This window comes from Deinococcus sp. LM3 (assembly GCF_002017875.1).
GTDB lineage: Bacteria > Deinococcota > Deinococci > Deinococcales > Deinococcaceae > Deinococcus.
The window spans coordinates 34,517-59,512 of record NZ_MUFV01000001.1 but is presented as its reverse complement, the minus strand read 5'-3'; the positions used below and the strand labels follow the sequence as shown (position 1 = coordinate 59,512).

At 70.7% G+C, this 24,996-nt stretch carries 26 protein-coding genes; 15 read left to right on the top strand and 11 right to left on the bottom strand.

Features of this window, described 5'->3' with window-relative positions; translation table 11 throughout:
* Positions 1 to 62: 62 nt before the first annotated feature.
* Positions 63 to 1,796: a DNA repair protein RecN gene (locus BXU09_RS00310; RefSeq protein WP_078299445.1), complete on the top strand. Its 1,734-nt coding sequence runs from the start codon at positions 63 to 65 to the stop codon at positions 1,794 to 1,796.
* Between the two features lie 238 nt (positions 1,797 to 2,034).
* The gene (locus BXU09_RS00305; protein WP_144011906.1) at positions 2,035 to 3,174 is read left to right on the top strand and encodes a protease complex subunit PrcB family protein; all 1,140 of its coding nucleotides are present in this window, start codon (positions 2,035 to 2,037) and stop codon (positions 3,172 to 3,174) included.
* Positions 3,175 to 3,296: 122 nt separating this feature from the next.
* Here BXU09_RS00305 and BXU09_RS00300 read toward each other — a convergent pair whose 3' ends face one another.
* From BXU09_RS00300 to BXU09_RS00290, 3 genes are all read right to left on the bottom strand, one after another.
* Positions 3,297 to 4,394, bottom strand: a complete 1,098-nt coding sequence (locus BXU09_RS00300; protein ID WP_078299441.1) for a BMP family ABC transporter substrate-binding protein — start codon at positions 4,392 to 4,394, stop codon at positions 3,297 to 3,299.
* Between the two features lie 392 nt (positions 4,395 to 4,786).
* A complete protein-coding gene (locus BXU09_RS00295; protein ID WP_078299439.1) occupies positions 4,787 to 5,638 on the bottom strand; it encodes a PIG-L deacetylase family protein in 852 nt (283 codons plus the stop codon).
* A 47-nt stretch (positions 5,639 to 5,685) separates the two neighbouring features.
* Positions 5,686 to 5,946 (bottom strand): hypothetical protein, encoded by a 261-nt coding sequence (locus BXU09_RS00290; protein WP_078299438.1) that lies wholly within the window; start codon positions 5,944 to 5,946, stop codon positions 5,686 to 5,688.
* Positions 5,947 to 6,033: 87 nt separating this feature from the next.
* Between BXU09_RS00290 and BXU09_RS00285 the strand changes: the two genes are divergently transcribed.
* The 6 genes from BXU09_RS00285 (at position 6,034) to trpA (ending at position 10,656) form a co-directional block, all read left to right on the top strand.
* Entirely contained in the window at positions 6,034 to 6,642 is a 609-nt protein-coding gene (locus BXU09_RS00285; protein ID WP_078299435.1) for a ParA family protein, read from the top strand.
* Positions 6,643 to 6,666: 24 nt separating this feature from the next.
* Positions 6,667 to 6,930 carry a hypothetical protein gene (locus BXU09_RS00280; RefSeq protein WP_078299432.1) on the top strand — a complete coding sequence of 88 codons (264 nt, stop codon included), beginning with the start codon at positions 6,667 to 6,669 and terminating at the stop codon, positions 6,928 to 6,930.
* 2 nt (positions 6,931 to 6,932) lie between these two features.
* Positions 6,933 to 7,439, top strand: a complete 507-nt coding sequence (locus BXU09_RS00275; protein ID WP_078299428.1) for a hypothetical protein — start codon at positions 6,933 to 6,935, stop codon at positions 7,437 to 7,439.
* Between the two features lie 10 nt (positions 7,440 to 7,449).
* A complete protein-coding gene (gene gluQRS, locus BXU09_RS00270) occupies positions 7,450 to 8,361 on the top strand; it encodes a tRNA glutamyl-Q(34) synthetase GluQRS (RefSeq protein ID WP_078304457.1) in 912 nt (303 codons plus the stop codon).
* 196 nt (positions 8,362 to 8,557) lie between these two features.
* On the top strand, positions 8,558 to 9,832 hold the full coding sequence (trpB, locus tag BXU09_RS00265) for a tryptophan synthase subunit beta (RefSeq protein ID WP_078299425.1): 1,275 nt from the start codon (positions 8,558 to 8,560) through the stop codon (positions 9,830 to 9,832).
* Positions 9,829 to 10,656, top strand: a complete 828-nt coding sequence (gene trpA, locus BXU09_RS00260) for a tryptophan synthase subunit alpha (protein ID WP_078299422.1) — start codon at positions 9,829 to 9,831, stop codon at positions 10,654 to 10,656. The genes trpB and trpA overlap by 4 nt, the downstream gene beginning before the upstream one ends.
* Positions 10,657 to 10,753: 97 nt before the next feature.
* On the opposite strand, the gene BXU09_RS00255 is transcribed toward trpA, so the two are convergent.
* A complete protein-coding gene (locus tag BXU09_RS00255) occupies positions 10,754 to 11,974 on the bottom strand; it encodes a sugar efflux transporter (protein ID WP_078299419.1) in 1,221 nt (406 codons plus the stop codon).
* Between the two features lie 79 nt (positions 11,975 to 12,053).
* On the opposite strand from BXU09_RS00255, the gene pepF reads away from it, so the two are divergent.
* The 3 genes from pepF (at position 12,054) to BXU09_RS00240 (ending at position 15,255) form a co-directional block, all read left to right on the top strand.
* Positions 12,054 to 13,865 (top strand): oligoendopeptidase F, encoded by a 1,812-nt coding sequence (gene pepF / locus BXU09_RS00250; protein ID WP_078299415.1) that lies wholly within the window; start codon positions 12,054 to 12,056, stop codon positions 13,863 to 13,865.
* Between the two features lie 325 nt (positions 13,866 to 14,190).
* Positions 14,191 to 14,472 (top strand): stage V sporulation protein S, encoded by a 282-nt coding sequence (locus BXU09_RS00245; RefSeq protein WP_078299411.1) that lies wholly within the window; start codon positions 14,191 to 14,193, stop codon positions 14,470 to 14,472.
* A gap of 99 nt (positions 14,473 to 14,571) precedes the next feature.
* On the top strand, positions 14,572 to 15,255 hold the full coding sequence (locus tag BXU09_RS00240) for a zinc metallopeptidase (protein WP_078299407.1): 684 nt from the start codon (positions 14,572 to 14,574) through the stop codon (positions 15,253 to 15,255).
* Positions 15,256 to 15,468: 213 nt separating this feature from the next.
* Here the strand turns inward: BXU09_RS00240 and BXU09_RS00235 are convergent, their stop codons facing one another.
* Positions 15,469 to 15,804, bottom strand: a complete 336-nt coding sequence (locus tag BXU09_RS00235; RefSeq protein WP_055363478.1) for a metal-sulfur cluster assembly factor — start codon at positions 15,802 to 15,804, stop codon at positions 15,469 to 15,471.
* Entirely contained in the window at positions 15,801 to 16,112 is a 312-nt protein-coding gene (locus BXU09_RS00230; protein ID WP_055363477.1) for a rhodanese-like domain-containing protein, read from the bottom strand. The genes BXU09_RS00235 and BXU09_RS00230 overlap by 4 nt, the downstream gene beginning before the upstream one ends.
* An 81-nt stretch (positions 16,113 to 16,193) precedes the next feature.
* On the opposite strand from BXU09_RS00230, the gene BXU09_RS00225 reads away from it, so the two are divergent.
* Both BXU09_RS00225 and BXU09_RS00220 read left to right on the top strand, forming a co-directional pair.
* Complete coding sequence (locus BXU09_RS00225; RefSeq protein ID WP_078299400.1) at positions 16,194 to 16,499, top strand: rhodanese-like domain-containing protein; 306 nt, start codon at positions 16,194 to 16,196, stop codon at positions 16,497 to 16,499.
* 219 nt (positions 16,500 to 16,718) lie between these two features.
* Positions 16,719 to 18,179: an aminotransferase class III-fold pyridoxal phosphate-dependent enzyme gene (locus BXU09_RS00220; RefSeq protein ID WP_078299396.1), complete on the top strand. Its 1,461-nt coding sequence runs from the start codon at positions 16,719 to 16,721 to the stop codon at positions 18,177 to 18,179.
* Between the two features lie 173 nt (positions 18,180 to 18,352).
* On the opposite strand, the gene BXU09_RS00215 is transcribed toward BXU09_RS00220, so the two are convergent.
* Positions 18,353 to 19,645, bottom strand: coding sequence for an aminotransferase class III-fold pyridoxal phosphate-dependent enzyme (locus BXU09_RS00215; RefSeq protein WP_078299394.1), 1,293 nt, complete (start codon positions 19,643 to 19,645; stop codon positions 18,353 to 18,355).
* Positions 19,646 to 19,750: 105 nt separating this feature from the next.
* Complete coding sequence (locus BXU09_RS00210; RefSeq protein WP_078299390.1) at positions 19,751 to 20,251, bottom strand: DinB family protein; 501 nt, start codon at positions 20,249 to 20,251, stop codon at positions 19,751 to 19,753.
* A gap of 44 nt (positions 20,252 to 20,295) precedes the next feature.
* Between BXU09_RS00210 and BXU09_RS00205 the strand changes: the two genes are divergently transcribed.
* A complete protein-coding gene (locus BXU09_RS00205) occupies positions 20,296 to 20,652 on the top strand; it encodes a DUF4180 domain-containing protein (protein WP_078299388.1) in 357 nt (118 codons plus the stop codon).
* A 28-nt stretch (positions 20,653 to 20,680) separates the two neighbouring features.
* Here BXU09_RS00205 and BXU09_RS00200 read toward each other — a convergent pair whose 3' ends face one another.
* Positions 20,681 to 22,258, bottom strand: a complete 1,578-nt coding sequence (locus tag BXU09_RS00200) for an L-glutamate gamma-semialdehyde dehydrogenase (RefSeq protein ID WP_078299386.1) — start codon at positions 22,256 to 22,258, stop codon at positions 20,681 to 20,683.
* Between the two features lie 241 nt (positions 22,259 to 22,499).
* On the opposite strand from BXU09_RS00200, the gene BXU09_RS00195 reads away from it, so the two are divergent.
* Complete coding sequence (locus tag BXU09_RS00195; RefSeq protein WP_055363006.1) at positions 22,500 to 22,751, top strand: hypothetical protein; 252 nt, start codon at positions 22,500 to 22,502, stop codon at positions 22,749 to 22,751.
* A gap of 45 nt (positions 22,752 to 22,796) precedes the next feature.
* On the opposite strand, the gene BXU09_RS00190 is transcribed toward BXU09_RS00195, so the two are convergent.
* Positions 22,797 to 23,174: a hypothetical protein gene (locus BXU09_RS00190; protein WP_055363007.1), complete on the bottom strand. Its 378-nt coding sequence runs from the start codon at positions 23,172 to 23,174 to the stop codon at positions 22,797 to 22,799.
* Positions 23,175 to 23,460: 286 nt separating this feature from the next.
* Positions 23,461 to 24,813: a S8 family serine peptidase gene (locus BXU09_RS00185; protein ID WP_078299382.1), complete on the bottom strand. Its 1,353-nt coding sequence runs from the start codon at positions 24,811 to 24,813 to the stop codon at positions 23,461 to 23,463.
* Positions 24,814 to 24,996: the final 183 nt, after the last annotated feature.

Genomic DNA, 24,996 nt, shown 5'->3' with positions numbered 1-24,996 from the left:
CCAACCCTGAAACCTGCCGTTCGCCCCGCTTGCCCGGCGGGGCAGACGCTAGACTGGCCGGCGTGATCCGAAAGGCCCGCCCACGCGACGAGACCACCCAGACCGCGCCGCTCCCGGTTGCCCCCGCGCTGGCCGCGGACGCCGGGCCGCCCCTGACCCGGCTGGAAGTCCGGAACCTCGCGACCATCCAGATGCTGGACCTGCACTTCGGCGCAGGCCTCAGCGTCTTTACCGGCGAGACCGGCGCGGGCAAGAGCATTATCGTGGACGCCCTGGGCCTGCTGCTGGGATCGCGCAGCAACACCGACCTGATCCGCACGGGCGAGGACGACCTGCTTGTGACCGGCTTCTGGAACGACGATGTCGCCAGCCGACGCGTGACCAGCCAGGGCCGCAGCACTGCCCGGCTGGACGGCGAGGTCGTCACGCTGCGCGAGTTGCAGGACTGGGCGCAGCGCCGCCTGACCATCCACTGGCAGCACAGCGCCGTCAGCCTGCTCGGCCCGGCCAACCAGCGCGCCCTGCTGGACCGCCAGCTGCCCGCCGAACTGGGTGCGTACACGGCCGCGTACCGCGCCTGGACGGACGCCCGCGCCCGCCTGGAGGCCCTGCGCGCCAGCGAACGCGAGCGCGCCCGGCAGCTGGACCTGCTGCAATTCCAGGCAGCCGAGATCACCGAGGTGAACCCCACGCCCGGCGAGGAGGAACCCCTCCAGGCCGACCTGAACCGACTGGCGAACCTGGAAAGCATCGCGCAAGGAGCCGCCGGGGCCATCACACTCCTCAGCGACGGCGATGAGAACGCCCTGGGCTTCCTGGCCGAGGCGGTGCGGTCCCTGAACGTCAGCGCCCGCTACGACGAGACGACCGCGCAACTGCAACGCGAACTGCGCGAGGCGCTCGACAGCGTGCAGGCCGTCACCGGGGAACTGCGCGCCGTGGCCGAGGATCAGGCGCCGGACCCCGAGGAACTCGCGCGGGTCGAGGCCCGCCTGGGCGCGCTGGGCAAACTGCGCGCCAAGTACGGCCCGGCGCTGGAGGACGTGCTGACCTTCCAGGCGCAGGTCGAGCAGGAACTCGCCGCCCTGACCCGCGACGAGCAGGATGCCGGCACCCTGGACGCCGACGTGGCCGCCCTGCACGCCGACCTGCTGCGCGCCGGGGCGGCCCTCGACACCGCCCGCCAGGACCGCGCCGCGCCGCTGGCCGCCGAACTGGTGGCCGTCATCCGGCAGCTGGGCATGCCGCACGCCCGCCTGGAATTCCGCCTGCACGCCCTGACCGAACCCGGTGCGCACGGCCTGAGCGACGTGACCCTGCACTTCACTGCGAACCCCGGCGAGGACCTCGCGCCGCTGGCGGACGTCGCCTCGGGCGGCGAACTGTCCCGCGTGATGCTGGCCATCAGCACGGTGCTGGGCGCCGACACGCCCGCCGTGGTGTTCGACGAGGTCGATGCGGGCATCGGCGGCGGCGCGGCCCTGGCGGTCGCGGCGCAGCTGCGGCACCTCGCGCAGGCCCGGCAGGTGTTCGTGGTCACGCACCTCGCGCAGATCGCCGCGCAGGCCGACCATCACTACAAGGTCGAGAAGAGCGTCGAGGACGGCCGCACCGTCAGCCGCGTGCGCCTGCTGCCCCCCGAGGAGCGCCTGCACGAGATCGCCCGGATGCTCAGCGGCAACACCAGCGAGGCGGCGCTGCGGCACGCCCGCGAACTGCTCGGCCCCGCCCACGCCAGCGCAGATGCTGCCGGTACGGACCCCGCCGCCCCCGAGCCCGCCAGTTCCGCCCGCTGACCGGCCGGACGCGCCCGGCTTGGTGTGCCTGTGTGATACGGATTCCGTTTGTTTCGCCAACAATCCGGAACTTCACCGGATTGCCGGCTTCACGTCCGGAACCCGTTTTGCTCCCACTCGCTTCGCTCGGATTCAACGGGCTTTGCAGCCCATTCAATCGGAGTCCGTATGACTTGGTGTGCTTTTGGTAAAGGTGACCTTCAGTTGAGCGTCAGGCCCGCTGCCTAAGCTGGGCAGCATGACCCGTACTCCCCGCAAGACGCTACCCGCTGCCGCGATCCTCGGCGTCAGCCTCCTGAGTGCCTGCACCATGACCGGCCCCAGCAACCTGCGCGTCCACGAGGCCCTGCTGTACGGCGGCACCCAGGAACGCATCGTGTGGGTGTACGGCACCCTGGCGCAGGGCAGCGCTCAGAGCAGCGTGAAACTCGGCGCGGCCACCGCCGACCTGCGCGCCCAGGTGAACGACCCACTGGCCCTGGAAGGCACCCTCAGCGTGAACGGCAAGGCCACCTTCCGCGCACCCACCACCGCCACCACCCAGAAGCTCAGTGTCACGCGCCGCACCGACGGCACGTTCAACGTCACCCCGCTGCCCGGCGCGGCCCTGAGCGCCGTGTACTTCACGGACGGGCAGACCTGGACGAAACTGAACGGCACCAGCGGCGTCGTGACCGGCACCCGCAGCGACGGCCTGAGCGGCGCCGGTCAGCTCAGCAGCGCCGAGGCGACCGCGCTGGGCAACGCCCTGCTGGGCCAGGGACCGCTCGCCGTGGGCGTCCTGGACAGCGCCAGCATCCCCGACGCGCCCCTGACCGTGGAACCCGCGCCCGGCGAGTACCAGCGCACCGGCCTGTACGTCCTGCCGAACGTCACCACCCAGACCGCCGTGACCCCCACGCCCGGCACGCCCGCCCGACCCACCCTGCCCGGCACGGGTACCCCGCCCGCCGTGAGCCTCCCAGGAGCCGCCGTGACCTTCACCGAGATCGCCGCCGGATCCCAGGCCACCGTCACCGGCCTGAGTGTCCAGACCGCCCGCACCGACGCCGAGGCCCGCGCCCTGTACGCCGCCGCCTACGGTCGCCAGACCGGCGTGCCCACCCCCGCCGCCCTGAACGGCTCGACCCTGGTGGGCGTGTTCCTGGGCCAGCGCGCCACCGGCGGGTACAGCGTGAAAGTCACGGGCGCCAGCGTCAGCGGCGGCACCCTGACTGTCGCCGTTCAGGTCAGGGCTCCGGCCGCCGGATCGTTCACCACGCAGGCCATCACCAGCCCCTGGGCCATCGTGCGCGTGCCCGGCAGCTTCAGCACCGTCAACGTCGTCGACGAGACCGGCCAGCCCCTGCGCCCCACAGGAAGTGGCACCAACCGCTGAGCGATCCCCACAGTTCAGAACAGAGGCGCGGTCCGGGAGCATTGTTCCCTGGATCGCGCCTCTGTCTGTTGCCAGAAGAAGGGCGGCCTTCCCGGAGGAGGCCGCCCGCGTGTGTGCGTGGATTACTTGGTGGGAACCTTGATGGCGCCGCTGATGATCTTGGCCTTGACGGCCTCGACCTTCTGCACCTGCGCGCTGGTGATCAGGTTCTTGTTGTACTGGTCGACCGCGTAGCCCACGCCGCCTTCCTTCAGACCGAAGCGACGCTCGCCGGCCTTGAACTTGTTCTCCTTGACGTCCTTGATCAGGGCGTAGACGGCGTTGTCGACGCGCTTGAGCATGCTGGTCAGGCCGTGGTTCATGGTGGCGGGGTTCTTGTCGAAGTCGCCCAGGTAGTTCTGGTTGCTGTCCACACCGATGAAGAACATGGGGCGGGTGTTGCCGGCGCAGGCCTTGGTGTAGGCGGCGCTCTTGGCGACCTTGGCGAAGTTGTTCGTGTTGAACTTCACGCCGCTGGGCAGGTTGCCGGCCTTGAGGCACTGGGTCTGCTTGATGTAGTCGATCACGCCGTTGCCGCTGCCGCCGGCGGCCGCGAAGATGATGTCGGCGCCCTTGGAGCGCATGCTGCCGGCGATTTCCTTGGCCTTGCCGGGGTTGTTCCAGGCGTCAGGGGTGGTGCCGACGTACTGCGCGATGACCTTCACCTTTGGGTTGGCGGCCTTGGCGCCGGCCGTGTAGCCCGCCTCGAACTTGTGGATCAGGGGAATGTCCATGCCGCCCACGAAGCCCAGCACGCCGGTCGAGGAGTTCAGCGCGGCGAGGTAGCCGACGAGGTAGCTGCCCTGCTCTTCCTGGAAGACCAGGCTGGCGACGTTCTTCTCGGCGGAGATGTCGTCGATCAGGCCGAAGGCGAGGTCGGGGTTCTCCTTGGCGACCTGGCTGATGCTGGCGTTGTTGGCGAAGCCCACGCCGATGGTCAGGTCGAAGCCCTCGTTGGCAAACGAGCGGATGCCTTGCACGGACTGGCTGGGATCGCTGGGTTCGAAGTCCTTGGCCTGGACGCCCAGGGCCTTCACGGCGCGCTGGCTGCCCTCGTAGGCGCTCTGGTTGAAGCTCTTGTCGAATTTACCGCCGGCGTCGTACGCGAGGCCGACGCGGAGGGTCTGGGCGCTGGCGACGCTGGCGCTCAGGGCAAGGGCAATGGTCAGGATCTTCTTCATGGGTGTTCCTCCAGAGATGAAAAGTGGGTTTGCTTGAACAGAGTATACGGAATTCCGGCGTTGTCTATGCCCCATAAGTCCCAATCGCTAAACACGGGCCCGGAGAGAGTGGATGGGACTTTCCTTGTGAACTTCTTAACGCTTGTGGCTGACCCGCCACTGATCACCCTGAACCCGCGCCGGACGCCCTGAAATACGGCAGCAGAAACCCGCCGCGCAGCGCAGGAGCGGCGGGGCGGGCCATGCTCATCACGCCCGTCAGGACAGGGGAGGGCAGCGGTTTTCGGGACCGATCCGGACTGCCGTTTCGCCCTCCACCCGGAAGGACACCGGGTTCCCGGCTTCACGCTCCTAGCAGCGCTGCGCGCCTGACCCCGCAGGGCAGTCCGCGATCAGGCGTCCAGCGTGCCGAAACCCTCCAGGCCGTCGAACAGGCCGCGCAGCGGGTACGACCTTACCGGGGCGCGCGTGCCGCCCAGGCTGAAGTGCTCGTGGTTCAGGCGCTCCTCCATGGCCTGCCGCTCCTCGGGGGTCATGCGGCCCAGCAGGCTCTCGGCGCCCATCTGCGTGCCGTGGGCTGCCAGCGCCGCACGTTTGTTCTCCGCGTACGCCGAGACGTCCATGCTGACCGCGAACGTACCCTCCGACACGCCGTACACCAGCGGATCGAGATCCTGCCCCATCCGCGCGATACCGGCCGCCGACTCGACGCTCATGGCCGTGAAGAACAACCGCTGCGGGCCACCGTACGGCAGGTGCCCGGTACTGAAGAACGCCGCGCTCGTCGCCCGGTGAATCTGCAGGTGATCCACGTGCCCGTACCCGCCGTGCGGGTCAAAGGTCAGCAGCACCTGCGGCTGCACCCGCGCGATCAGGTCACGCAACCGGACCTCCACGTCCAGCGGGTTCACGTTCATCATGGCCTTCGGGTCGTCGTGCCGGGTGCGCTCGTACCGGCCGGAATCGTGGTAATCCAGGAACACGGGGTCCGGGATCTCCAGGGCGCGGCAGGCCTCGCGCAGTTCCTGTTCGCGCTGCGCGCCCAGGTCGTCCACGGTCATGCCGGGCACCGTGATCTTGCCCGCCTCGCCGCGCGTGGCGCAGGCCAGGATCACGTTCACGCCCAGGCGGGCGTAGTGCGTCAGGGTGCCGCCCACGCTGAAGGCCTCGTCGTCCGGGTGGGCGAACACGGCCAGCAGCGTGGGGCGGGGGGTGGCGGGGGCGGGCGCGTCCGGGTGGGTCATGCCCGGCAGTGTACGGGCGGCCGCCCGGAGCGGGTGTGCCGCCCTCCCTATTCGCCGCCCGGCCCACTGCCTTGCGGCCCGCCGTGTTCCTGCGCGGCCAGCCGCTGCCCGCGCCGGTAGAAGTCCCACAGGGCGTCCGGCCAGGTCCGGTAGATCAGGCGTCGGTTGCTGGCGTCGGCGGCCTCCAGCGCCGCGCCCAGCGCGCGGTAGAAGCGGCTGCCCTGCTCCTGAAGGGCGCGGGCGGTCCAGTACACCCCGGCGCATTCCATCTCGTTGAGCTGTTCAGGCGTGATCACGGACCACAGCATGTCGCGCGGCGCGCTTGACGAACAGGGGGGAGCGCGGGAACGGCGCCCTGACACGGCCCGGCCGGGGCGTCTGCTACGCTCGGACGCATGACAAAGGTGGTGGCCATTACATCCGAGAAGGGCGGCGTGGGAAAGAGCACCCTGGCCGTTCACCTCGCCGGGGCGGCGCACGCGGCCGGCCAGTCGGTGCTGCTGATCGACGAGGACGGCCGGGTCGGCAGTTCCCTGCGCTGGGCCGCCCGGACCGGCGGGCTGCCGTTCCCGGTGATGGACGCCGGGGACGTGAAACCCAAACGGCTGGCCGGCTTCGACCTGATCATCCTGGATACCGAGGGCCGCCCGCGCCGCCGGGACCTGCGGCAGCTGGCGGAACGCACCGACCTGATCCTGGTGCCCAGCGGCGTGTCCCCGCTGGAACTGGAAGCCACCCGCGAACTGCTGGACTTCCTGTCCGGCGAGGACGCCGCCCGCAAGACCCGCGTGGTCCTGACCCGCGTGCCCCCGGTCGGCCGCGCCGCCGAGGAGGCCCGCGAGGACCTGCGCGAGGACGGCGTGACCGTCTGCAACGCCATGGTGCGGCACTACGCGGCGTACCAGAAGGCCGCCGAACTGGGCATCCTGGCGGGCGAGGTGCGTGACCCGCGCGCCGAGGCCGCCTGGAACGACATTCTGGCGCTGGCCCGCGAGGTCCTGTGACCGGCGCGTGCGGGGGGCGCTGACGTGGGCCGCTTCGATTACCTCGAGGGCCGCGCCAGGACGGGCAAGGGCCGCAAGGGCAAGGACGGCAAGCGGGAGCGGTCTCCCAAGATCACGCCGGAACCCGACGGCCGCCAGAAGGGCGAGACGGCTGAACGGGTCGAGGCCGTGTACGTGCGCAAGGAGACCGTGCGCGCCGTGTGGCGGCAGGTGAAGGCCGAGGGCGGCGAGAGCGTCAGCGAACTCGTGGAGGACCTGCTGCTGCGCTGGCTGCGCGAACGCGCCTGAACGTGCCGGCGTCCGCCGCGCGCTGGGGACGGGCCGCCGGGCTGCTGCTGGCGCTGTGGCTGACCGTGCCGGGCCTCCTGGACCCGCTGCGCGGCGACCTGCTGGGCGGCGTGAATCTGGTGTTCCACGAGGCCGGGCACGTGCTGCTGATCTGGGCCGGTGAGACCATCATGCTGCTGGGCGGCAGTCTGGGGCAGGTGGCCGTCCCGCTGGCCTGCGCCGCCGCGTTCCTGTGGCGCGGCGACCGTTTCGCGGCGGGCGTGGTGGGCCTGTGGCTGGCGCACTCGCTGGCGGGCGTGGCAGCGTACATCCGGGACGCGCCGCTGCGGCAGCTGGACCTGATCACGGGCGACCCGGACACGCACGACTGGTGGCAGCTGCTGGGCGGCTGGAACCCGCAGGCGAACGCCCTGAACCTCGCCGACCCGCTGGGGCGTTTCGTGACCTTCCTGGGGCTGGCGACCCTGATCGTGTCGGTCGTGCTGGCCGTGTGGGACGACCTGCGCTAGGGTGGCCCGGATGAACACGGAGCCAGGGCTTGAGGGGGGCCGCGGGGTGCCGGTGGGCCGTTACGCGCCGAGTCCCACCGGGGCCATGCACCTGGGCAACGCCCGCACGGCGCTGCTGGCGTGGCTGCACTCCCGCGCGCCCGGCGGACGGCACCTGCTGCGCTTCGAGGACCTGGACACCGGGCGGGTGCGCCCCTGGGCCTACGACCTGATCCGCCGCGACCTGGAGTGGCTGGGCCTGGACTGGGACGCCGAGAGCGTGCAGTCCCGGCAACTCGACCGCTACCGCGAGGCCGCCGCGCGCCTGGACACCTACCCCTGCACCTGCACCCGGCGCGAGGTGCAGGCCGCCGTGCAGGACAGCGCCGGAGCGCCGCACGGCGCCGAGCCGGTGTACCCCGGCACCTGCCGCGACCCCGGCGCGCGGCACCCGGACCGCCCGGCGGCGCTGCGCTGGCGCGTGCCGGACGCGCGGGTGTGCGCCCATGACCGGCTGACCGGGCAGACGCTCTGCCAGGACCTGCGCGCGGACGTGGGTGATCTGGTGCTGCGCCGCAACGACGGCGTCTACGCCTACCACCTCGCGGTGGTCGTGGACGACGCGGCGGCCGGCGTGACCGACGTGCTGCGCGGCGCGGACCTGTGGACCGCCACGCCCCGGCAGGTGGCGTTGCAGGCGGCGCTGGGCCTCCCGACGCCCCGCTACCTGCACGTGCCGCTGATGACCGACTACCGGGGCGAGCGGCTGGCCAAGCGCGGGGGTGCGCCGCCCGTGTCGGCGCTGCGCGAGGCGGGGGAGAACGCGGCAGGAGTGCGGGCGCAGCTGGCCCGCAGTCTGGGCTGGCCGGTGCCGGACGAGGTGGAGGTGGCGGACCTGCTGCCGCTGTGGCGCGCGGCACTGGCCGGAACACGGCTGGCCTGAATCGCCGGTCCGTGATGGATTCCGTCGCGCTGCCAGTCGTAGCCGCGCGGACCGGGCGGGACTGGCAGGCCTGTCAATCGGAGCCCTTCTTACTGTCCAGCCTCCTCAGACGAAAACAGCCCGAAATGCCCAAACTTAGACGAGTTGTCTAAGTTTGCCTAACGGCCGTTCGGACTGGCAGTTCTACCCTGCGTCCATGTCCCTGACACTCCCCACCTACCCGCAACCCGACGGACGTGGCCGCTTCGGTCGCTTCGGCGGGCGGTACGTGCCCGAAACGCTCATTCCCGCCCTCGACGAACTCGAACGTGCCTACGCCGCCGCCAAGGTGGACCCCGCGTACCTGAACGAACTCGACCGGCTGCTGCGCGACTTCGTGGGCCGACCCAGCGGCCTGTACCTCGCCGAGCGCCTCACGGCCCACGCTGGCGGCGCGAAGATCTACCTGAAGCGCGAGGACCAGAACTACACCGGCGCGCACAAGATCAACAACTGCCTCGCGCAGGCCCTGCTGGCCAAGCGCATGGGCAAGCAGCGCGTCGTCGCCGAGACCGGCGCCGGACAGCACGGCGTCGCCAGCGCCACCGCCGCCGCCCTGCTGGGCCTGGACTGCGTGGTGTACATGGGCGCCGAGGACATCCGCCGCCAGGAACTGAACGTGTTCCGCATGAAACTCCTGGGCGCCGAGGTCCGCGCCGTCACCAGCGGCACCAGCACCCTGAAAGACGCCACCAACGAGGCCATCCGCGACTGGGTCACGAACGTCCGCGACACCTTCTACATCCTGGGCAGCGTCGTCGGGCCGCACCCGTACCCGGCCATGGTCCGCGACTTCCAGAGCGTGATCGGCGAGGAGGTCAAGGTGCAGCACCAGGCGCTGGAGGGCCGCCCCGTTCCGGACGCCATCGTCGCCTGCGTGGGCGGCGGCAGCAACGCCATCGGCATCTTCGCGCCGTTCGCGTACCTCCCGGAAGAGCAGCGCCCCCGCCTGATCGGCACCGAGGCGGCCGGTGAGGGCGTGGATTCCGGCCGGCACGCCGCGAGCGTCGCGGGCGGCCGCGTGGGCGTCCTGCACGGCGCGATGATGTACCTGCTGAACGACGACGAGGGCCAGATCGTCCCGCCGCACTCCATCAGCGCCGGCCTGGACTACCCCGGCATCGGCCCGGAACACTGCCTGTACTCCGAGACGGGTGTGGCCGAGTACGTGCCGGTCACGGACGCGCAGGCCATGGACGCCCTGCAACTGTGCACCCGCCTGGAGGGCATCATTCCCGCGCTGGAAACCGCGCACGCCCTGCACCACGCCGTGGAACTCGCGCGCACCATGCGCCCCGACCAGACGATCGTCGTGAACCTCTCGGGCCGCGGCGACAAGGACGTGGCCGAGGTCATGCGCCTGCTCTCCCTGCCCGCCGGTCAGAGCAGCACGCCCGGCACCCTGCACGCCCGCCCGGAGGTCCAGGCATGAGCGCCCCCACCCCGACCACCCCCACCACAGCCACCACTCCCGGCGCTGCGCGCCTGCACGCCGCCTTCGCCCGCGCCGCTCAGGCGGGCCGCGCGGCCTTCATTCCCTTCATGACGGCCGGCTACCCCACCGCCGAGGGTTTCCCCGCCGTCGCCGACGCCCTGCTGGAACGCGCCGACATCCTTGAGGTCGGCATTCCATACAGCGACCCCCTGGGCGACGGTCCCACCATCCAGCGGGCCAGCGAGCAGGCGCTGGGCGGCGGCACCAGCACCCGCCACACCCTGCGGCTGGTGCGGGACCTGCGCGCCCGGCACGACACGCCCATCGTGATCATGACCTACGTGAACCCCATCTACGCCGTCGGGCCGCGCGAGTTCATGCGGCTGGCCCAGGAGGCCGGGGTGGACGGCCTGATCCTCCCGGACCTGCCACCCGACCAGGACCTGGAAATCGCGGACCTGGCCGCCCAGCACGGCATTGCCGTGACCTTCCTGATCGCCCCGACCAGCACCCCGGAGCGCGTGAAACTGGTCGCGGAGGCCTGCACGGGCTTCCTGTACGCGGTCAGCGTGACCGGCGTGACCGGCGCCCGCGAGGGCTCGGCGCTGGGTGAGGTGCCCGCCATGCTGGCCCTGGCCCGCCAGTACGCGCGCGTGCCGGTCGCCGTGGGCTTCGGCGTGAACGACGCCCAGACCGCCCATCAGGTCGCGCAGGTCGCGGACGGCGTGGTCGTCGGCAGCGCGTTCATCAACGCCGTGCGCAACGGTCAGGACGTGGGCGCGCTGGCCGCCAGCATTGCGGACGGTTGCCACAAGGGCTGAGCCGGACCCACAGAACGGGCAGGCCCACGGCAGGGCAGGGCCAAGAGGCGGGCTTCCGGGAAGTGATTCTCTGGAAGCCCGCCTCTTGGCCCTGCGTTCAGGCGTGCGTCGTGCGGCGGTTGTTGAGGGCCATCACGCCCCAGGCGACCAGGGACAGGGCGGCGCACAGGATGAACACGCTGCGGTACCCGAAGGTCTGCGCGACCGCGCCGGACGTGATGCCGCTGAGCATCGCGCCGACGCTGGACGTGTTGGCGTACAGGGTGGTGGCGGCGCTGAAGCGGCCGGGCATCAGGGTCTGGAAGTAGGTCATGCCCAGGCCCGCCAGGATCGCCAGGACGACCGCCCGGACGACCTGCGCGGCGATCAGGGCGCCCATCCCGCCGGCCAGCACGACCAGCCCGAAGTGCAGCACGAACAGGCCCATCCCGGCGGCGATCAGGACAGGCACGCCGGGCAGGCGGCGCCACGTGACCAGCGCCAGCATCACCGGGATTTCCAGCAGGGCGCACAGGCCCACCAGCAGGCCCACCTCGCCCGCCGTGCCGCCCAGGGTGTCGGTGACGAACAGCGGGAACATCGCCATGCCCATGTGCATGCTCATGCCGTACAGCACGAACGCGGCCGCGCCCCACGCGATCACGGCGCGCGGGATGGGGGGCGGCGCGGTGACCGGCGCCGAACCGGGACTCGGTTGCGGGCGGCGGCCCGGCACGCGGATCAGGGGCGCGGCGGCCAGCGCGAAGCAGGCGGCGGCCGCCAGGAACACGGCGTGGTAGCGGCTTTCGCCCAGCAGCAGCGCGCCCAGGCCGGGGCCGACCACCCACGACAGGCTGAACACGCTGCGCAGCAGGGTCATGGCGCGGTCGGCGAGTTCGCCCGGCGTGTCGTTCAGGCTGGCCCGCGCGAACGAGAACACCTGCGGGAACGCGGCGGCCCCCAGCGACAGCAGCAGCGACCCGATCAGCAGCAGGCCCGCGAAGTTCGGGGTGACGGCGATCAGGGCGTACGCGGCGGTCCCGGCGGCCAGGGTGAGCAGCAGGATGGGTTTGCGGTTGGGCAGCCGGTCGCTCCAGCGGCCCAGCAGCGTGGCGACCAGCACGGCCGACACGGCGTTCACGGTGAGGAACACCCCGAGTTGCAGCGGGGTCATGCCCGCGCGGTTCACGGCGTACAGCGTCAGGTACGGGATGGCCAGCGACAGCCCGAAGCCCAGCAGGAAGACGCTCAGGGCCAGTCCGGCGGCGTGCGGGAGGCGCAGCATGGCGCCCAGGCTGCCGGGCCCGGCGGCGGCGGCGGCGGTCGTGGGGGTGGTCATGGAGTGGTCCGTCCGTTCATCCGGACCACTGTAAGCCCGCTGCGCCGGCGTGGACCGTGAGGAGGTGCTAGCCTCCGGCATGACCCCTGAATCGATCAAGGAGCTGCCGCGCCGGCAGGACGTTCCCCGTGAGCAGACCTGGGACATCGAGGCCCTGTACGCCACGCCCGACGCCTGGGAGGCCGACGAGGCAGGACTGATGGCCGGCGTGGACGCCCTGGCCGCCCATGCCGGACGCCTCGGCACCCCGGAGGGCCTGCTGGCGTACCTCGCGGCGGCCGACGAGGTCGAACTGCGCCTGACGCGCTTCATGTCGTACGCGGGCATGACCGCCAGCGTGGACGGCCGGGACGCCGTAGCCGCCGCGCGCCGCGACCGCGCCAGTGGCCTGGGCGCCCGCTACGGCAGCGTGACCGCCTTCTACCGCCCGGAACTCCTCGCGCTGGACGAGGCGACGGTGCGCGGCTGGCTGGACCGCCCGGACTTCGCAGATCAGCGCGTGCGGCTGGAACGCATCCTGCGCGGCAAACCGCACGTCCGCAGTGCCGAGGTCGAGGAACTGCTGGGCGCGGTGCAGGCCCCCTTCGCGTCCGAACGCGGCATTCACCCCACCCTGGCGAACATGGACCTGCGCTTCGGTACGGCGGGCGGCGAGAAGATCACCCAGGGGAACGTGGACCGCCTGACCTCCCACCCGGACCGCGAGGTGCGCCGCGAGGCCTGGGAGAACTACGCCGACGCGCACCTCGCCGCGCAGCACTCGCAGGCCGCCATGTACGCCACGAACATCCGCCAGAGCGTGTTCCTGGCCCGCGCCCGCCGCTACCCGGACGCGATCACGGCGTCCCTGGCCCCCGACCGCATCCCGACCGACGTGGTCACCACCCTGCTCGACACGTACCGCGCCAACACCCCGGTCTGGCACCGCTACTGGCGGGTGCGGCGCGAGTGGCTGGGCCTGAACGAACTGCGCGAGTACGACGTGAAGGCCGCGCTCGTCGAGCCGCGTCAGGTCAGCTACGGGCAGGCCGTGGACTGGATCTGCCAGGGCATGGCCCCGCTGGGCGAGGCGTACGTGACCGACATGCGCGCCGGCCTGACCACCGAACGCTGGGTGGACTACGCGGAGAACGACGGCAAACGCCAGGGCGCTTACAGCAACGGCGGCGGGCGCGTCAAACCGTTCATCTTCATGACCTGGAACGGCACCATGAACAGCTACAGCACCCTGGCGCACGAGATCGGGCACTCCATGCACTCGCTGCTGTCCATGCGCGAGCACCCGTACTCGGTGCCGCGCTACACGCTGTTCCACGCGGAGGTCGCCAGCAACTTCGATCAGGCGATGGTGCGCGCCCACCTGCTGAAACAGGCCCGCGAGAGCGGCGACACCACCTTCGAGGTGCAGATCATCGAGGAGGCCCTGTCGAACTTCCACCGGTACTTCTTCATCATGCCGACCCTGGCGGCCTTCGAACTCGAAGCGTACCGCCGCGTCGAGGCGGGCGGCACCCTGAGCGCCCCGGACCTGAACACCCTGACCGCCGACCTGCTCGCCCAGGGCTACGGCGACGGCGTGACCATGGACCGCGAACGCAGCGGCAGCCTGTGGGCGCAGTTCAGCACCCACCTGTACGCGAACTTCTACGCGTACCAGTACGCGACCGGCATCAGCGCCGCGCACCAGCTCCTGGAGACCTTCGCAGGCGACCCGGACGCCGCCCGCGAGAACTACCTGCGGTTCCTGCGCTCAGGCGGCAGCCAGGACCCCATCGACGCGCTGCGTGAGGCTGGCGTGGACATGCTGAGTCCCGCGCCCGTGCAGGCCACCTTCCGCACCCTGGAAGGCTACGTGGCCCGCCTGGAGGAACTGCTGGCCGCGCGCCGCTGAGCGCACCGTAAGAGAGCTGAAGGGGGGCAGGCGGCGGGAGCCTCTGCTCCCGCCGCCTGCCCCGTGCGTTGATGGAACCGCCCCGCCGCACAACAGAAAAGAGCGGGCAGGGGCCGGGAGGTCATAGGGGTTCCGTTTGTTTCCCACTCGCATCCGCTCGAATTGAACGGCTTACAAGGCCGTTCAATCGGAGTCCGTATCAGGAGATGCGTGGGTGAAAGCCCCCACCGGGGGCAACGGCCACCGCTTACCGGGGGAATTGTATTGACCAATTTGATGAACATAGAATGAAGGGGCTTTGAGCTTCAGAGAGGAGAGTCCCATCTTGGAAACCCTGCGTGTCTCCGGCACTTCACGTCCCAACGCCATCGCTGGTGCCATCGCTGCGCTGCTGCGCTCACAGGGGCAGGTGGAAATGCAGGCCATCGGCCCGGCCGCCGTGAACCAGGCGGTCAAGGCGCTGGCCATCGCCCGCGGTTACCTCACCGGCGACCAGCTCGATCTGGTGGCCCAGCCGGAATTCGTGAAGCTGGAAACCCCCCAGGAAGAACGCACCGCCGTGAAATTCACGGTGCGCGCCATTCCCGCCCCGCCCGCGCCGCACTGAATCCCTCCCGCCCGGCACGCCGGACCTCAACGTCCCGTCAGTGGCCTCTCACGGCGTCTGGGCGCCCCTCACCTAGATTGAGGTCAGGAGGAACGCCTCATGGAATTCCTGGGTCCCTACACCCCACTGATCCTGCTCGTGTTCGTGGCGTCCATGCTGATTCAGGGCTACCTGACCCGCACGTACAACCGCTGGAGTCAGGTTCGTAACCCCCGCAACCTGACGGGCGCCGACGTGGCCCGCCTGATGCTGGACGCCAACGGTCTGGGCCATGTCCCCGTGAACGCCGTGCCCGGCAACCTGAGTGACCACTACGACCCCATCCGCAAGACCGTGAACCTCAGCCAGGGCGTGTACGGCGTGCCCAGCGTGAGCGCCATGGCCGTCGCCGCGCACGAGGTCGGGCACGCCATTCAGGACAAGGTCCGCATGCCCGCCCTGTTGCTGCGCGGCCGGCTCGCCGTACCCCTGAGCCTCGGCATGAACCTCGCGCCGTGGCTGCTGATGGCCGGCATCGTCCTGCAAGTCACGGGCCTGATCTGGGTCGGCGTGATCCTGTTCGGCGCGGCGCTGCTGTTCCACCTCGTCACGCTACCCGTCGAATTCGACGCCAGCCGCCGCGCCCTCGCGTATCTGGAAGCAGGCAACCTGACCGGCAGTCCCGAAGGCCAGAAGGGCGCGCAGGCCGTCCTGACCGCCGCCGCCCTGACATACGTCGCCGGATTCGCCATGGCCCTCGCGCAGTTCCTGAACGTCCTGGGCATGGCCCGCAACCGCAGTTGACCACCCCGGAATCCCACATGGACAGCCCCCGACAACAGAAGTCGGGGGCTGCCTGCTGTTTAGCGTCCTAGAAGGCCAGAATCATACGGATTCCGTCTGTTTCGCTGACAACCCGGAAGGGCGCCGGGTTGTCAACTCCACGTCCGGAACCCGCTTCGCTCCTTCTGGCTTCGCTCGGATGGAATGGTTTTTGCAAACCATTCCATCCGAGGATCAGACGTTGAAGCCGAACATCCGCATCTGGCGTTTGCCGTCCTCGGTCATCTTGTCCGGACCCCACGGCGGCGTCCACACGAACTCCACGTTCACCTCGGACACGCCGTCCAGGCGGCCGACCGCCATCTCGGCGTCCGCGCGGATCAGGTCCTGCACGGGGCAGCCCACGCTGGTCAGGGTCATGGTGATGTCGATCAGGCCGCCCTCGGCGATATCCACGCCGTAGATCAGGCCCAGGTCCACCACGTTCACCGGGATTTCCGGGTCCTTGACGATCTTCAGGGCTTCGAGCACCTGCTCCTCGGTGGGCAGCGTGACTCCCTCGGCGCTCACTGCGCGCTCCCGGTGGGCAGGCCCGCCTCGACCCAGGCGAGCGTGCCGCCGGCCACGTTCACGACCTGCGAGTACCCCTGCGCTTTCAGGTACTCGCCGGCGCGGGCGCTGCGGGCGCCGCTGCGGCAGATCATGACCAGTTCACGGTCCTTGGGGAGTTCCGAGAAGCGCGCCTCGAACTCGCTCAGGGGAATCAGGGTGGCGCCCTCGGCGTGCACTTCCGCGAACTCGTTCGGCTCGCGAACGTCGACCAGCAGCGCGCCGGCCTGCACGCGGCTCTGCCCTTCCTGCACAGTGATGTCTTCCATGCGGGTCAGCATAGCGGAGCGCCGGGCCGGGAATGTGCCCGCCGCCGCTGACGCGCGCCCCGCGCCCCCTATGCTGCCCGCATGACCCCGCCCGACTCCCGGCCCGCGCCCCTCCCTGACGGCGTGACCCTGATCGACCTGCGCCCCGAACCGCTGCGCTGTCCGCTCCTGACCGACCTGACCGCCCAGACCGTGCGCGTCGTCAGTCTGGACGACATCGAGAACGGCGCGCACGGCCTGACCCGCGACCTGGGGCCGCTGCTGGTCGTGTGCGAACGCGGCGTACGCAGCGCCCTGGCCGCCCGCTACCTGCGCGCCGACGGCCTGGACGCCGACGCGTACCCCGGCGGCGTGCCCGCGTTGCAGGAAGCCCTGCGCGGCCCCTGATACGGACTCCGATTGAATGGGCTGCAAAGCCCGCTGGGTCCGAGCGAAGCGAGTGGGAGCGGGGCGGGTTCCGGACGTGGAACCGGCAATCCGGTGAAGTTCCGGATTGTCGGCGAAACAAACGGCAGTCCGTATGACCCCGGCCCACCCGTCTGCCTCTACCCCTGCGCCTGTGCCTGCGCTCCGCGTGTCTCACGCGCTGCGGCTAGACTGCTTGCCATGTCAGCTCTGCCCCCCGGTTTCATCACGACCAGCGACGTGCTCGAAGGGCGCCTGAGCGGCGCGGACGTCCGCCGCCTGGAACTCGCGTACGGCAACGAGGAACTCCTGTACGGCCTGGATGTGCTCGGCCTCGCCGGGCCGTTCAGCCGCGTCACGCCCTGGGAACTGGAGGACGAGCGGGGCGTGCGCCGCATCAACGCCAGCGGGTACGCCGCCACGCCCTTCGGGGAGATGCCGCCCGCCATCACCGAGTTCATGCAGGCGTTCCTGCGGGAAAACCGCGCCATGGGCCTCCCGCAGCAGAGCACCGGCCCGTGGCGCGCGGCACTGGAAGCGAACCTCGTGCGGCTGCTGGCCCGCGAACTGCCCAGCCACGCGGACAGTCAGGTGTTCTTCTGCTCCAGCGGCACCGAGGCCATCGAGGGCGCCCTGAAATTCGCCAGGGCCTGGAGGCCAAAAGCGAAATTCCAGATCTCGTTTGCCAGCGGGTACCACGGCAAGACGCTCGGCAGCCTGAGCCTCACGCCGAACCCCGAGTACCAGGACATCTTCCGGCCCCTCGTGCCCGGCGCGCTGACCAGCCCCTACGGCGACCTGGACGCCCTGCGCAGCCTGATCCGCCGCGTCGGCCCCGACAACGTCGGCTGCGTGGTCGTGGAACCCATCCAGGGCGAGGGGGGCGTGAACATCCCGCCCGCCGGATTCCTGCGCGGCGTCGGGGAACTGTGCCGCCAGCACGGCATCACCGTCATCGCCGACGAGATCCAGACCGGCCTGGGCCGCACCGGCCACTGGTTCGAATCGGCCGCGCAGGGCCTGGACGCCGACATCATCACGCTCGCCAAACCCCTGGGCGGCGGCATGACCGCCGTGGGCGCCACCATCGTCCGCGCGCCCATCTACAAGAAAATGCTGGGCGGCCTGAGCAGCAAACGCCACAGCAACACCTTCGGCGGCGGCGCCCTCGCCATGGCCGTCGGCATGAAAAGCCTCGAGTACCTCATCGAGAACGACCTGCCCGCCCGCAGCGCCCGCCTGGGCGAACAGGGCCTCGCGCGCCTCCAGGCTCTCCAGGCGCGCTTCCCGAAACTGCTTCAGGCGGTGCGCGGCCAGGGCATGCTGTTCGCCCTGCAATTCCAGCCGATGGTCGGCGTGCCCCTGCCCGGCGCCCTCAAGGAACTGGTGTTCGAGGCGACCGCCATCCTCGCGTTGCGCGAACTGCACGGCGCGGGCGTCATGGCGAACCTCAGCCTCAGCAGCAAACGCACCGTGCGCCTGACCCCCGCGCTGGACATGCCGCAGGACGTGTTCGACACCATGTTCGACCGGGTGGAGGCCTTCGTGCAGACCCACCCGAACGCCCGCGACCTGCTGACCCGCACGCCCCCGCAGGTCACGGCCCGCCTCGCCGCGTTCGCCGCCAGCAAACCCAAGAAACGCACGCCCAGCGACGGGTAAGACGGACTCCGATGGAATGGTTCGCAAAAACCGTTCCATCCGAGCGGATGCGACTCGCAGAGCTGCCCCGCAGAGTAGGAGTGGAGGCGGGTTCCGGGAGCGGAGTTGGTCAATCGGTGCTTTCCCGATTTGTCAACGAAGCAGACGGAATCCGTTTTACAGGTACCGCTGCCTCACAACCCGCGTGCCAGTGCCGTGTCCAGCCGCTCCAGCAGCAGCGTGACCTCGCCCGGCGTGATGCTCAGCGGCGGCCCCAGCAGCAGGTGGTCGCCGCGCACGCCGTCGAGCGCGCCGCTGCCGGGGTACGTGAGCAGCCCGGCGTCGCGGGCGGCGGCGGCGACCCGCTCGGCCACGCCGGGGGTCGCGTGCGCCTGCCCGGTGGCGGGGTCGCCCAGGATCACGCCCAGCAGCAGCCCGTGCCCGCGCACGTCCAGCACGCCGGGGTGGTGACCCTGCAGGGCACGCAGGCCGCCCAGCAGTTGCGCGCCACGTTCCTGCGCGGCCCGCACCAGTTCCTCGCGCCCCACGATGTCCAGCACGCTCAGGCCCGCCGCCACGCTGACGGGATGCCCGGCGTACGTGAAGCCGTGCTTGAACGCGCCGCTGCCGTTCATGACCGTGTCGTACACCGCCCCCGAGGCCATCACGCCCGCCAGGGGCGCGTACCCGGCGGCCAGACCCTTGCCGAGCACCACGAGGTCCGGCGTGACCTGCGGGTCGTGCAGACGCACGCAGAGCGGCTCCCCGCAGCGGCCCATGCCGCTCATGACCTCGTCCGCGATGAACAGCACGCCGTACTCCCGGCAGATCGCCGCGATGTGGGCGTGATACCCGGCGTTCGGGGCGAGCGCCGCGTCCGACGCGCCCACCACCGGCTCGCACATGAACGCCGCGACCGACTCCGGCCCGACCTCCTCCAGCAGCGCCCGCAGGCGCTCGGCGTCGGCCTCGCCGCTCAGGGATGGGTCGGGTTTCGGCAGTTTCGGCCACGCGTCGGGGCGCATCAGCGGGGCGTACACCTCGCGCCGCGCGCCCATGCCCGACGCGGCCAGCGCGCCCAGGCTCGCGCCGTGGTAGCTGGGCACCCGCGTGACCACCCGGAAGCGTCCCGGCTCGCCCCGCTCGACGTGGTACTGCCGCGCCAGCTTGATGGCACTCTCGTTCGCCTCGGACCCGCCCGACACCGCCCAGAAGCGGTAGCCGGGCAGGTTCAGGAACCCGGCCAGCCGCGAGGCGTACGTTTCGAGCACGTCACTGGAGAACTGCGAGCCGTGCACGAACGCCAGCCGCGCCGCCTGCTCCGCCATGGCCTGCGCCACCTCGCCCCGCCCGTGCCCCACGTTCGCCACGAGCGCCCCGGACGACCCGTCCAGGTACGAGCGGCCCTGATCGTCCTGAATGAACACCCCGTGGGCAGAAACGGCGGTCGGGTACGACTTGCGGCTGCGGTAGAACACGTTCGACATGGGCAGGATTCCTTGTGCGCAAAGAGAGAGTGGGAGGAGAGCGGGGGGCGGTTTATGAACGGGTCGGACGCGCTCCGTTCTGCGCCGGAGGTTGGGGGGCCGTGCTTACCACGTGTCGCCCCCACCGGCGGGCGGCCAGGCGTTCAGGGCCTGCCGGACCGTCACGACCTGCCCGAAGTGGTGCGCGGTGTGCAGGGCCATGTCGGCCAGCAGTTCCCCGATGGTTTCCTCGTGGTTCACGGGGTTCGCCAGGTCCGGGCGGGCGGCGTGCGGGTCGATGCGGGCCAGCAGCTCGTAGAATTCGTTCTTCACGCGCGGCCAGTCCTCGCTGCTCACGGTGGGCCAGGTGTCGGCGGCGTGCTTCGGGTAGGGTTGCGCCTCGCCCATCTCGATGATGTCCAGCATCCAGCGGTTCCACCAGTTGATGTGCGCCACGAGTTCCGCCACCGAGTGCGGCAGGCCCGCCGGGCGGGTGGTGGCCGTGTCGGCGTCCAGGCTGCTCAGGGACGCCTCGACGCCCACGAAGGCCTGCCCACCCCGGAACAGTTTGGGCAGCAGGCGCGCGAAGGCCATCTGGGTTCGTTCAGTGCGGTTAGGATCAGTCATGGGGCCAGTGTTCCAGAAAAATTCGTGGGGCGGAGGTCACGGGAATGCCGGAGAATCATCATGAACAGCAGATCGGCGGGGTCCGGACCCTGAGCGAACTGGGCCTGAGCCTGCCGGACGCCGGGGCAATCCGCGAGGCACTGGGCGCCGCATATTCCCTGGACGGCCTGATCGTGCAGGAGGCGGACCTGGACCCGGCGTTCCTGAACCTGCGCAGCGGCCTGCTGGGCGAACTGTTCCAGACGTTCACCAATCACCGCCTGCCGCTGGCCCTGGTCGTCCCGGACCCGGCGCGCCACGGCGAGCGCTTCGTGGAACTTGCCCGCGAGCACACCGGGCACGCCCTGGTGCGCGTCACGCCGACCGTGGAGGCCGCGCGGGAGTGGCTGGCGCGGGCCTGACGCCCGGGCCGCGCCGTCCACGCCCCCGTCAGTACCGCTGCGCCACCGTCTTGGTCTGCAGGAACCAGAACAGGTAGTCGGGGCCGCCGACCTTGGCGTTCGTGCCGCTCATGCCGTACCCGCCGAAGGCGTGCGTGCCGCTCAGGGCGCCCGTGCACTTGCGGTTGATGTACAGGTTCCCCACGTGCATGTCGCGGCGGGCCACCGCGATCTTGTGCGGGTCGCGCGAGTAGAACGCGGCGGTCAGGCCGTACTCGGAGTCGTTCGCCAGTTCTATGGCGTGTTCCCAGTCGCGGGCGCGGGTGAAGGTCAGGACCGGCCCGAAGATCTCCTGCTGGAACAGCGGATCGGCCGGGTCCACGTCCGCGAACAGGGTGGGGGAGACGTAGCCGCCCACCCGGTCCCCGGTGTCGGGCGTGTCGCCGCCCAGCACCAGCCGCGCGCTCGTGCGGCCCGCCTCGACAAACTGCGCGATGCGGTCGGCGCTGCCCTGGTGGATGACCGGGCCGATGGCGGCGTTCTCCTCGGGCAGACCGACCTTCAGGGCGCGGGTCTTCTCGGTCACGCGGGCCAGCAGGTCGTCGTACACGCTGTCCTCGGCGATCACGCGGGAGCAGGCGCTGCACTTCTGGCCGCTGTACCCGAACGCCGCCTGCACGATGCCGGTCGCGGCGGCCTCGATGTCCGCGTCCGCGCACACGACCGTGGGGTCCTTGCCGCCCATCTCGGCGATCACGCGCTTGAGCCACCGCTGGCCCGGCTGCACCCGCGCGGCCCGCTCGTAGATGCGGCAGCCGATCTCCTTGCTGCCGGTGAAGGCGATCATCCGCACGCCCGGATGGTCCACCAGCGGGTCGCCCAGCACGTCGTCCGTGCCGGTCAGGAACTGCACGGCGTTCCGGGGCAGGCCTGCCTCGAACAGCAGTTCGACCATCAGGTACGACGAGAGCGGCGTCTCCCCGGCGGGTTTCCACAGCACCGTATTCCCGGCGGCCAGCGCGCCCAGCGCCATGCCCAGCGGAATGGCGCTCGGGAAGTTCCACGGGCTGATGCACGCCACCACACCCAGCGGCTCGTACACGGTGGTCACGTGCTCGTCCAGCATGGGGTACACGGCCTTGCCCTGCGACCAGCGCAACGTTTCACGCGCGAAGACCTCGAAGTGATCCACCGACTCGGCCACCTCACCGTCGGCCTCGGCCCAGTTCTTGCCGTTCTCCAGCGTCATGACCGCGTTGAATTCCATTCGGCGTGCGCGCAGCAGCTCGGCGGCCCGCTTGAAGATGCTGGCGCGTTGCAGCGGATCGGTGCGGCGCCACTCCAGGAAGGCGGCCTGCGCGGCGGCCACGGCCTCGTTCAGCTGTGCAGGCGTGGCGTTATGAAAGTGCCACAGCGTCTCGCGGGTGTCGGCGGGGTTGCGCACGGCGAAGGTGCCGCTCCCCTGGGCGTCCTGTCCGGCGACGATCAGCGGGAAGGTGCGGCCCACGTAGGCCTCGCGTACGGCCCGGAAGGCGTCGCGCTGGCGGGCGGCGACCGCCTCGTCCTGAAAGATGTGGTACGGCTCGTGCTCGAAAGGCAGCAGGCCTTCCAGATGGGTGGTGGTCATCGGTCTCCTCTGGGTCGTGCGGGGTTGAAGTGCCGTGAGGCTAACACGCCGCGCAGGCAGGCGTAAACACGCTGTCAGACGGCAGAAATACGGCGCATGTGCCTGAGCGGCAGGCCCGGCGAAGCCCCAAAACCTTGCATTTGAGAGGCGGGCTTCACGGCGCTGACCGGCAGTCACGCCGTGGTCACGCCCCGCCCGTCACCCTGAACCCGTCCCCCCAGCCCCGACAGGAGGCCCCGCCATGCATGTTCCCGGTCCGCACGTCCCCACCCTGCCCAGCGGCACCCACCCCATCGGCAACTACCAGATGCACCCCGACCCTGGCAGTGGCCGCTACCGCATCCAGGTGCAGTGCGCCGGGCGCTGGCACGCCGTCACCGTCCCGCCCGGCGAGGAACACCTGCTGCTCACGCTACTCCAGACCCCCTTCCCGGCCGTGCAGGACGGCTGGATCGTCGCCGCACGCTCACCCCTGGGCAGCCCACTCACCTGACACGGACGCTGCCCTGAAAGCTCCGCGCCGCTGCCGGAACCCGGATCAGGGCGTCACGTCCACCTGTCCCGCCCCCACGATCAGCCGCGCCACCCCGGACGACCGCAACGCCACGGGGGCGCGGTTCAGGTGACCCGGTACGCTCACCTCGGCGTGACGCACGCCGTCCGGCAGCGGTACCTGCCACGACTCGTGCGGCCACAGCACCCGGCGGTTCAGGCAGCGCCCGTCCGGCAGGCACACCCGTAACCCGGACAGGACAGCGCCGGAACGGTTCGCGATCCGCAACCCTTCCGGCTCCTGAAACAGCAGTTGCCCCCACGCGCCCAGCGTCAACGCGGCCAGCAGGACGGTCAGGGCAGCGGGAACAGGCCCGAACCGTCCGGGCACGGCCGAGGTGGGGGAGGGCAGGTGGGCGCTCATGCCTCCCAGCGTGTCAGGAGTTCTTCTGCGGCGCGTCAGCCATTCGGACGAGGCCCGGCGGCGGGGAAAGACCGAACGGCCATCGGCGGCCCTGGCGGTCAGTCAGGCGGAGATCCGGGTCAGCTGGACATGGGTTTCGGGCGGGTGTCCTTCCAGATACCCCGGCTGGCCGCCTGCACGGGCGTGAGCGGCGCGCCGCCCGGTTCGGGCGCTGGCGGCCACCACCCGGCCGGTGGCGCAGTCAATCCGGGTTGCGGCGCCCCGTGGCCCGCCTGTGTGCCGCCCATCAGCGGTACCGGCCCACGAAGGCCCCGACGTTCAGGACGCCCTGCCCCAGCTTGCCCTTGAACAGCAGGTCCGGGCTGGGCGTGGCGGTCAGGCGCAGGTTCGCGGCGATGTTCGCGGGGCTCAGGCTGGCCGCGCCGGTCGACAGGGCCAGCGCCGCCGCCCCCGACACCGCCGGAGCGGCGAACGACGTGCCCGACGCGTACGCCAGTCGGCTGTCCGGGTAACTAGTGATCACCTTCTCGCCGGGCGCGGTCAGTGACATGCCCGCGCTGTACGTCGAGAAGCTGGATTTCATGCCTTTCAGGCTCACGCTCCCGATGCCCAGCAGGCCGCTGTTCGCCGTGAACAGCCCGGTCGTGAGGTTCTGTGCTGGAAACACCATGCCTTCTGTACCGCTGTTGCCCGAGGAGTTCACGACCACGATGCCCCGCGCGAGCGCCGCACTGATCATGGTGTTCAGGGCCGCCGAGTCCGTAACGGACCCGAGTGACAGGTTGATCACGCGCGCTCCGCTGGCCACCGCGCGGTCCATGGCCTGCAGGACCCGCGACATCGGCCCGCGCCCGTTGGGATTCAGGACCCGCAGCGGCAGGATCTCGGCGTTCGGCGCGACCTGCAGCACCACGCCACTCACGGCCGTGCCGTGACCGTACTTCCCGACGCCGCTGACCGGCAGTTCCTCCTGCGGGCTGGCGTCGCCGCCCACGTAATCCCACGCGCCCACCGTGTCGATCCGGCCGCGCAGCAGCGGGTGGTTCAGGTCGATGCCGGTGTCGATCACGGCGACCTTCACGCCCCGCCCGAGTTCCGGGACCAGCCGGTGGGCCGCCTGGAGGTTGATCGCGGCCCAGTACTCCTGGGTGCTGGCCCAGTCGCGGGGCGTCAGGAAGGTGCTGCCGCCCGCCCAGTTGGTGGTGCCGCCCGCCCAGTTTGTCGTGCCGCCGGCCCAGTTGGTGACACCCAGTCCGTCGGCCAGTCCCTCGGCCGTTCCCTCGTTCATTACTTCCAGTTCCTGATCGACTTCCAGGGTCACGCCCTGGGCATTCACGCCCAGCGCCCGGAGCCCCTGGCTGCTCAGGCTGGCGGCCTTCAGGGTCGCCGGAACCGACAGCAGGGCGTACCCGCTGTCTGCATGGAACGCGATGATCTGCGCGCCGGGCAGCGCGCCGCGCAGGGCCGCCTCGGTCACGTCCGGCCCGATCCGGACCGTGGCGATCTGACCGCCGGAGGCCAGCGGCGCCGGTGCGGGCAGCGCACTCTGAACCGGCGCGGTCCGCTGACCGCAGGCGGCCAGTGACAGCGCGGCGGCCAGCAGGGTCAGGCGGGACAGAACAGTCGTGTCGATCTTCATGATGCTTCCTCCACTCTCCGGCAGCGCCGCCCGGTGCGGCGGGCAGTCTGGGAGCTTCTGGAGCCCAGTGTGCGCGGCCAGTGTGACGCTCCCGAGACAGACGGACTGCCTGCCGGGTGCCCCCGACGGGTGAGGTCAGGCGCGTGCTGGGCGGCATTCACCGCGCCGCCACACCCCTGAAAG

Excerpts from the sequence above, each read along its gene's own strand:
- BXU09_RS00305 (WP_144011906.1), top strand. The coding sequence starts at position 2,035 with ATGACCCGTACTCCCCGCAAGACGCTACCCGCTGCCGCGATCCTCGGC.
- BXU09_RS00300 (WP_078299441.1), bottom strand. The coding sequence starts at position 4,394 with ATGAAGAAGATCCTGACCATTGCCCTTGCCCTGAGCGCCAGCGTCGCC.
- BXU09_RS00295 (WP_078299439.1), bottom strand. The coding sequence starts at position 5,638 with ATGACCCACCCGGACGCGCCCGCCCCCGCCACCCCCCGCCCCACGCTG.
- BXU09_RS00290 (WP_078299438.1), bottom strand. The coding sequence starts at position 5,946 with ATGCTGTGGTCCGTGATCACGCCTGAACAGCTCAACGAGATGGAATGC.
- BXU09_RS00285 (WP_078299435.1), top strand. The coding sequence starts at position 6,034 with ATGACAAAGGTGGTGGCCATTACATCCGAGAAGGGCGGCGTGGGAAAG.
- gluQRS (WP_078304457.1), top strand. The coding sequence starts at position 7,450 with ATGAACACGGAGCCAGGGCTTGAGGGGGGCCGCGGGGTGCCGGTGGGC.
- trpB (WP_078299425.1), top strand. The coding sequence starts at position 8,558 with ATGTCCCTGACACTCCCCACCTACCCGCAACCCGACGGACGTGGCCGC.
- trpA (WP_078299422.1), top strand. The coding sequence starts at position 9,829 with ATGAGCGCCCCCACCCCGACCACCCCCACCACAGCCACCACTCCCGGC.
- BXU09_RS00255 (WP_078299419.1), bottom strand. The coding sequence starts at position 11,974 with ATGACCACCCCCACGACCGCCGCCGCCGCCGCCGGGCCCGGCAGCCTG.
- pepF (WP_078299415.1), top strand. The coding sequence starts at position 12,054 with ATGACCCCTGAATCGATCAAGGAGCTGCCGCGCCGGCAGGACGTTCCC.
- BXU09_RS00240 (WP_078299407.1), top strand. The coding sequence starts at position 14,572 with ATGGAATTCCTGGGTCCCTACACCCCACTGATCCTGCTCGTGTTCGTG.
- BXU09_RS00230 (WP_055363477.1), bottom strand. The coding sequence starts at position 16,112 with ATGGAAGACATCACTGTGCAGGAAGGGCAGAGCCGCGTGCAGGCCGGC.
- BXU09_RS00225 (WP_078299400.1), top strand. The coding sequence starts at position 16,194 with ATGACCCCGCCCGACTCCCGGCCCGCGCCCCTCCCTGACGGCGTGACC.
- BXU09_RS00220 (WP_078299396.1), top strand. The coding sequence starts at position 16,719 with ATGTCAGCTCTGCCCCCCGGTTTCATCACGACCAGCGACGTGCTCGAA.
- BXU09_RS00215 (WP_078299394.1), bottom strand. The coding sequence starts at position 19,645 with ATGTCGAACGTGTTCTACCGCAGCCGCAAGTCGTACCCGACCGCCGTT.
- BXU09_RS00210 (WP_078299390.1), bottom strand. The coding sequence starts at position 20,251 with ATGACTGATCCTAACCGCACTGAACGAACCCAGATGGCCTTCGCGCGC.
- BXU09_RS00205 (WP_078299388.1), top strand. The coding sequence starts at position 20,296 with ATGCCGGAGAATCATCATGAACAGCAGATCGGCGGGGTCCGGACCCTG.
- BXU09_RS00200 (WP_078299386.1), bottom strand. The coding sequence starts at position 22,258 with ATGACCACCACCCATCTGGAAGGCCTGCTGCCTTTCGAGCACGAGCCG.
- BXU09_RS00195 (WP_055363006.1), top strand. The coding sequence starts at position 22,500 with ATGCATGTTCCCGGTCCGCACGTCCCCACCCTGCCCAGCGGCACCCAC.
- BXU09_RS00190 (WP_055363007.1), bottom strand. The coding sequence starts at position 23,174 with ATGAGCGCCCACCTGCCCTCCCCCACCTCGGCCGTGCCCGGACGGTTC.
- BXU09_RS00185 (WP_078299382.1), bottom strand. The coding sequence starts at position 24,813 with ATGAAGATCGACACGACTGTTCTGTCCCGCCTGACCCTGCTGGCCGCC.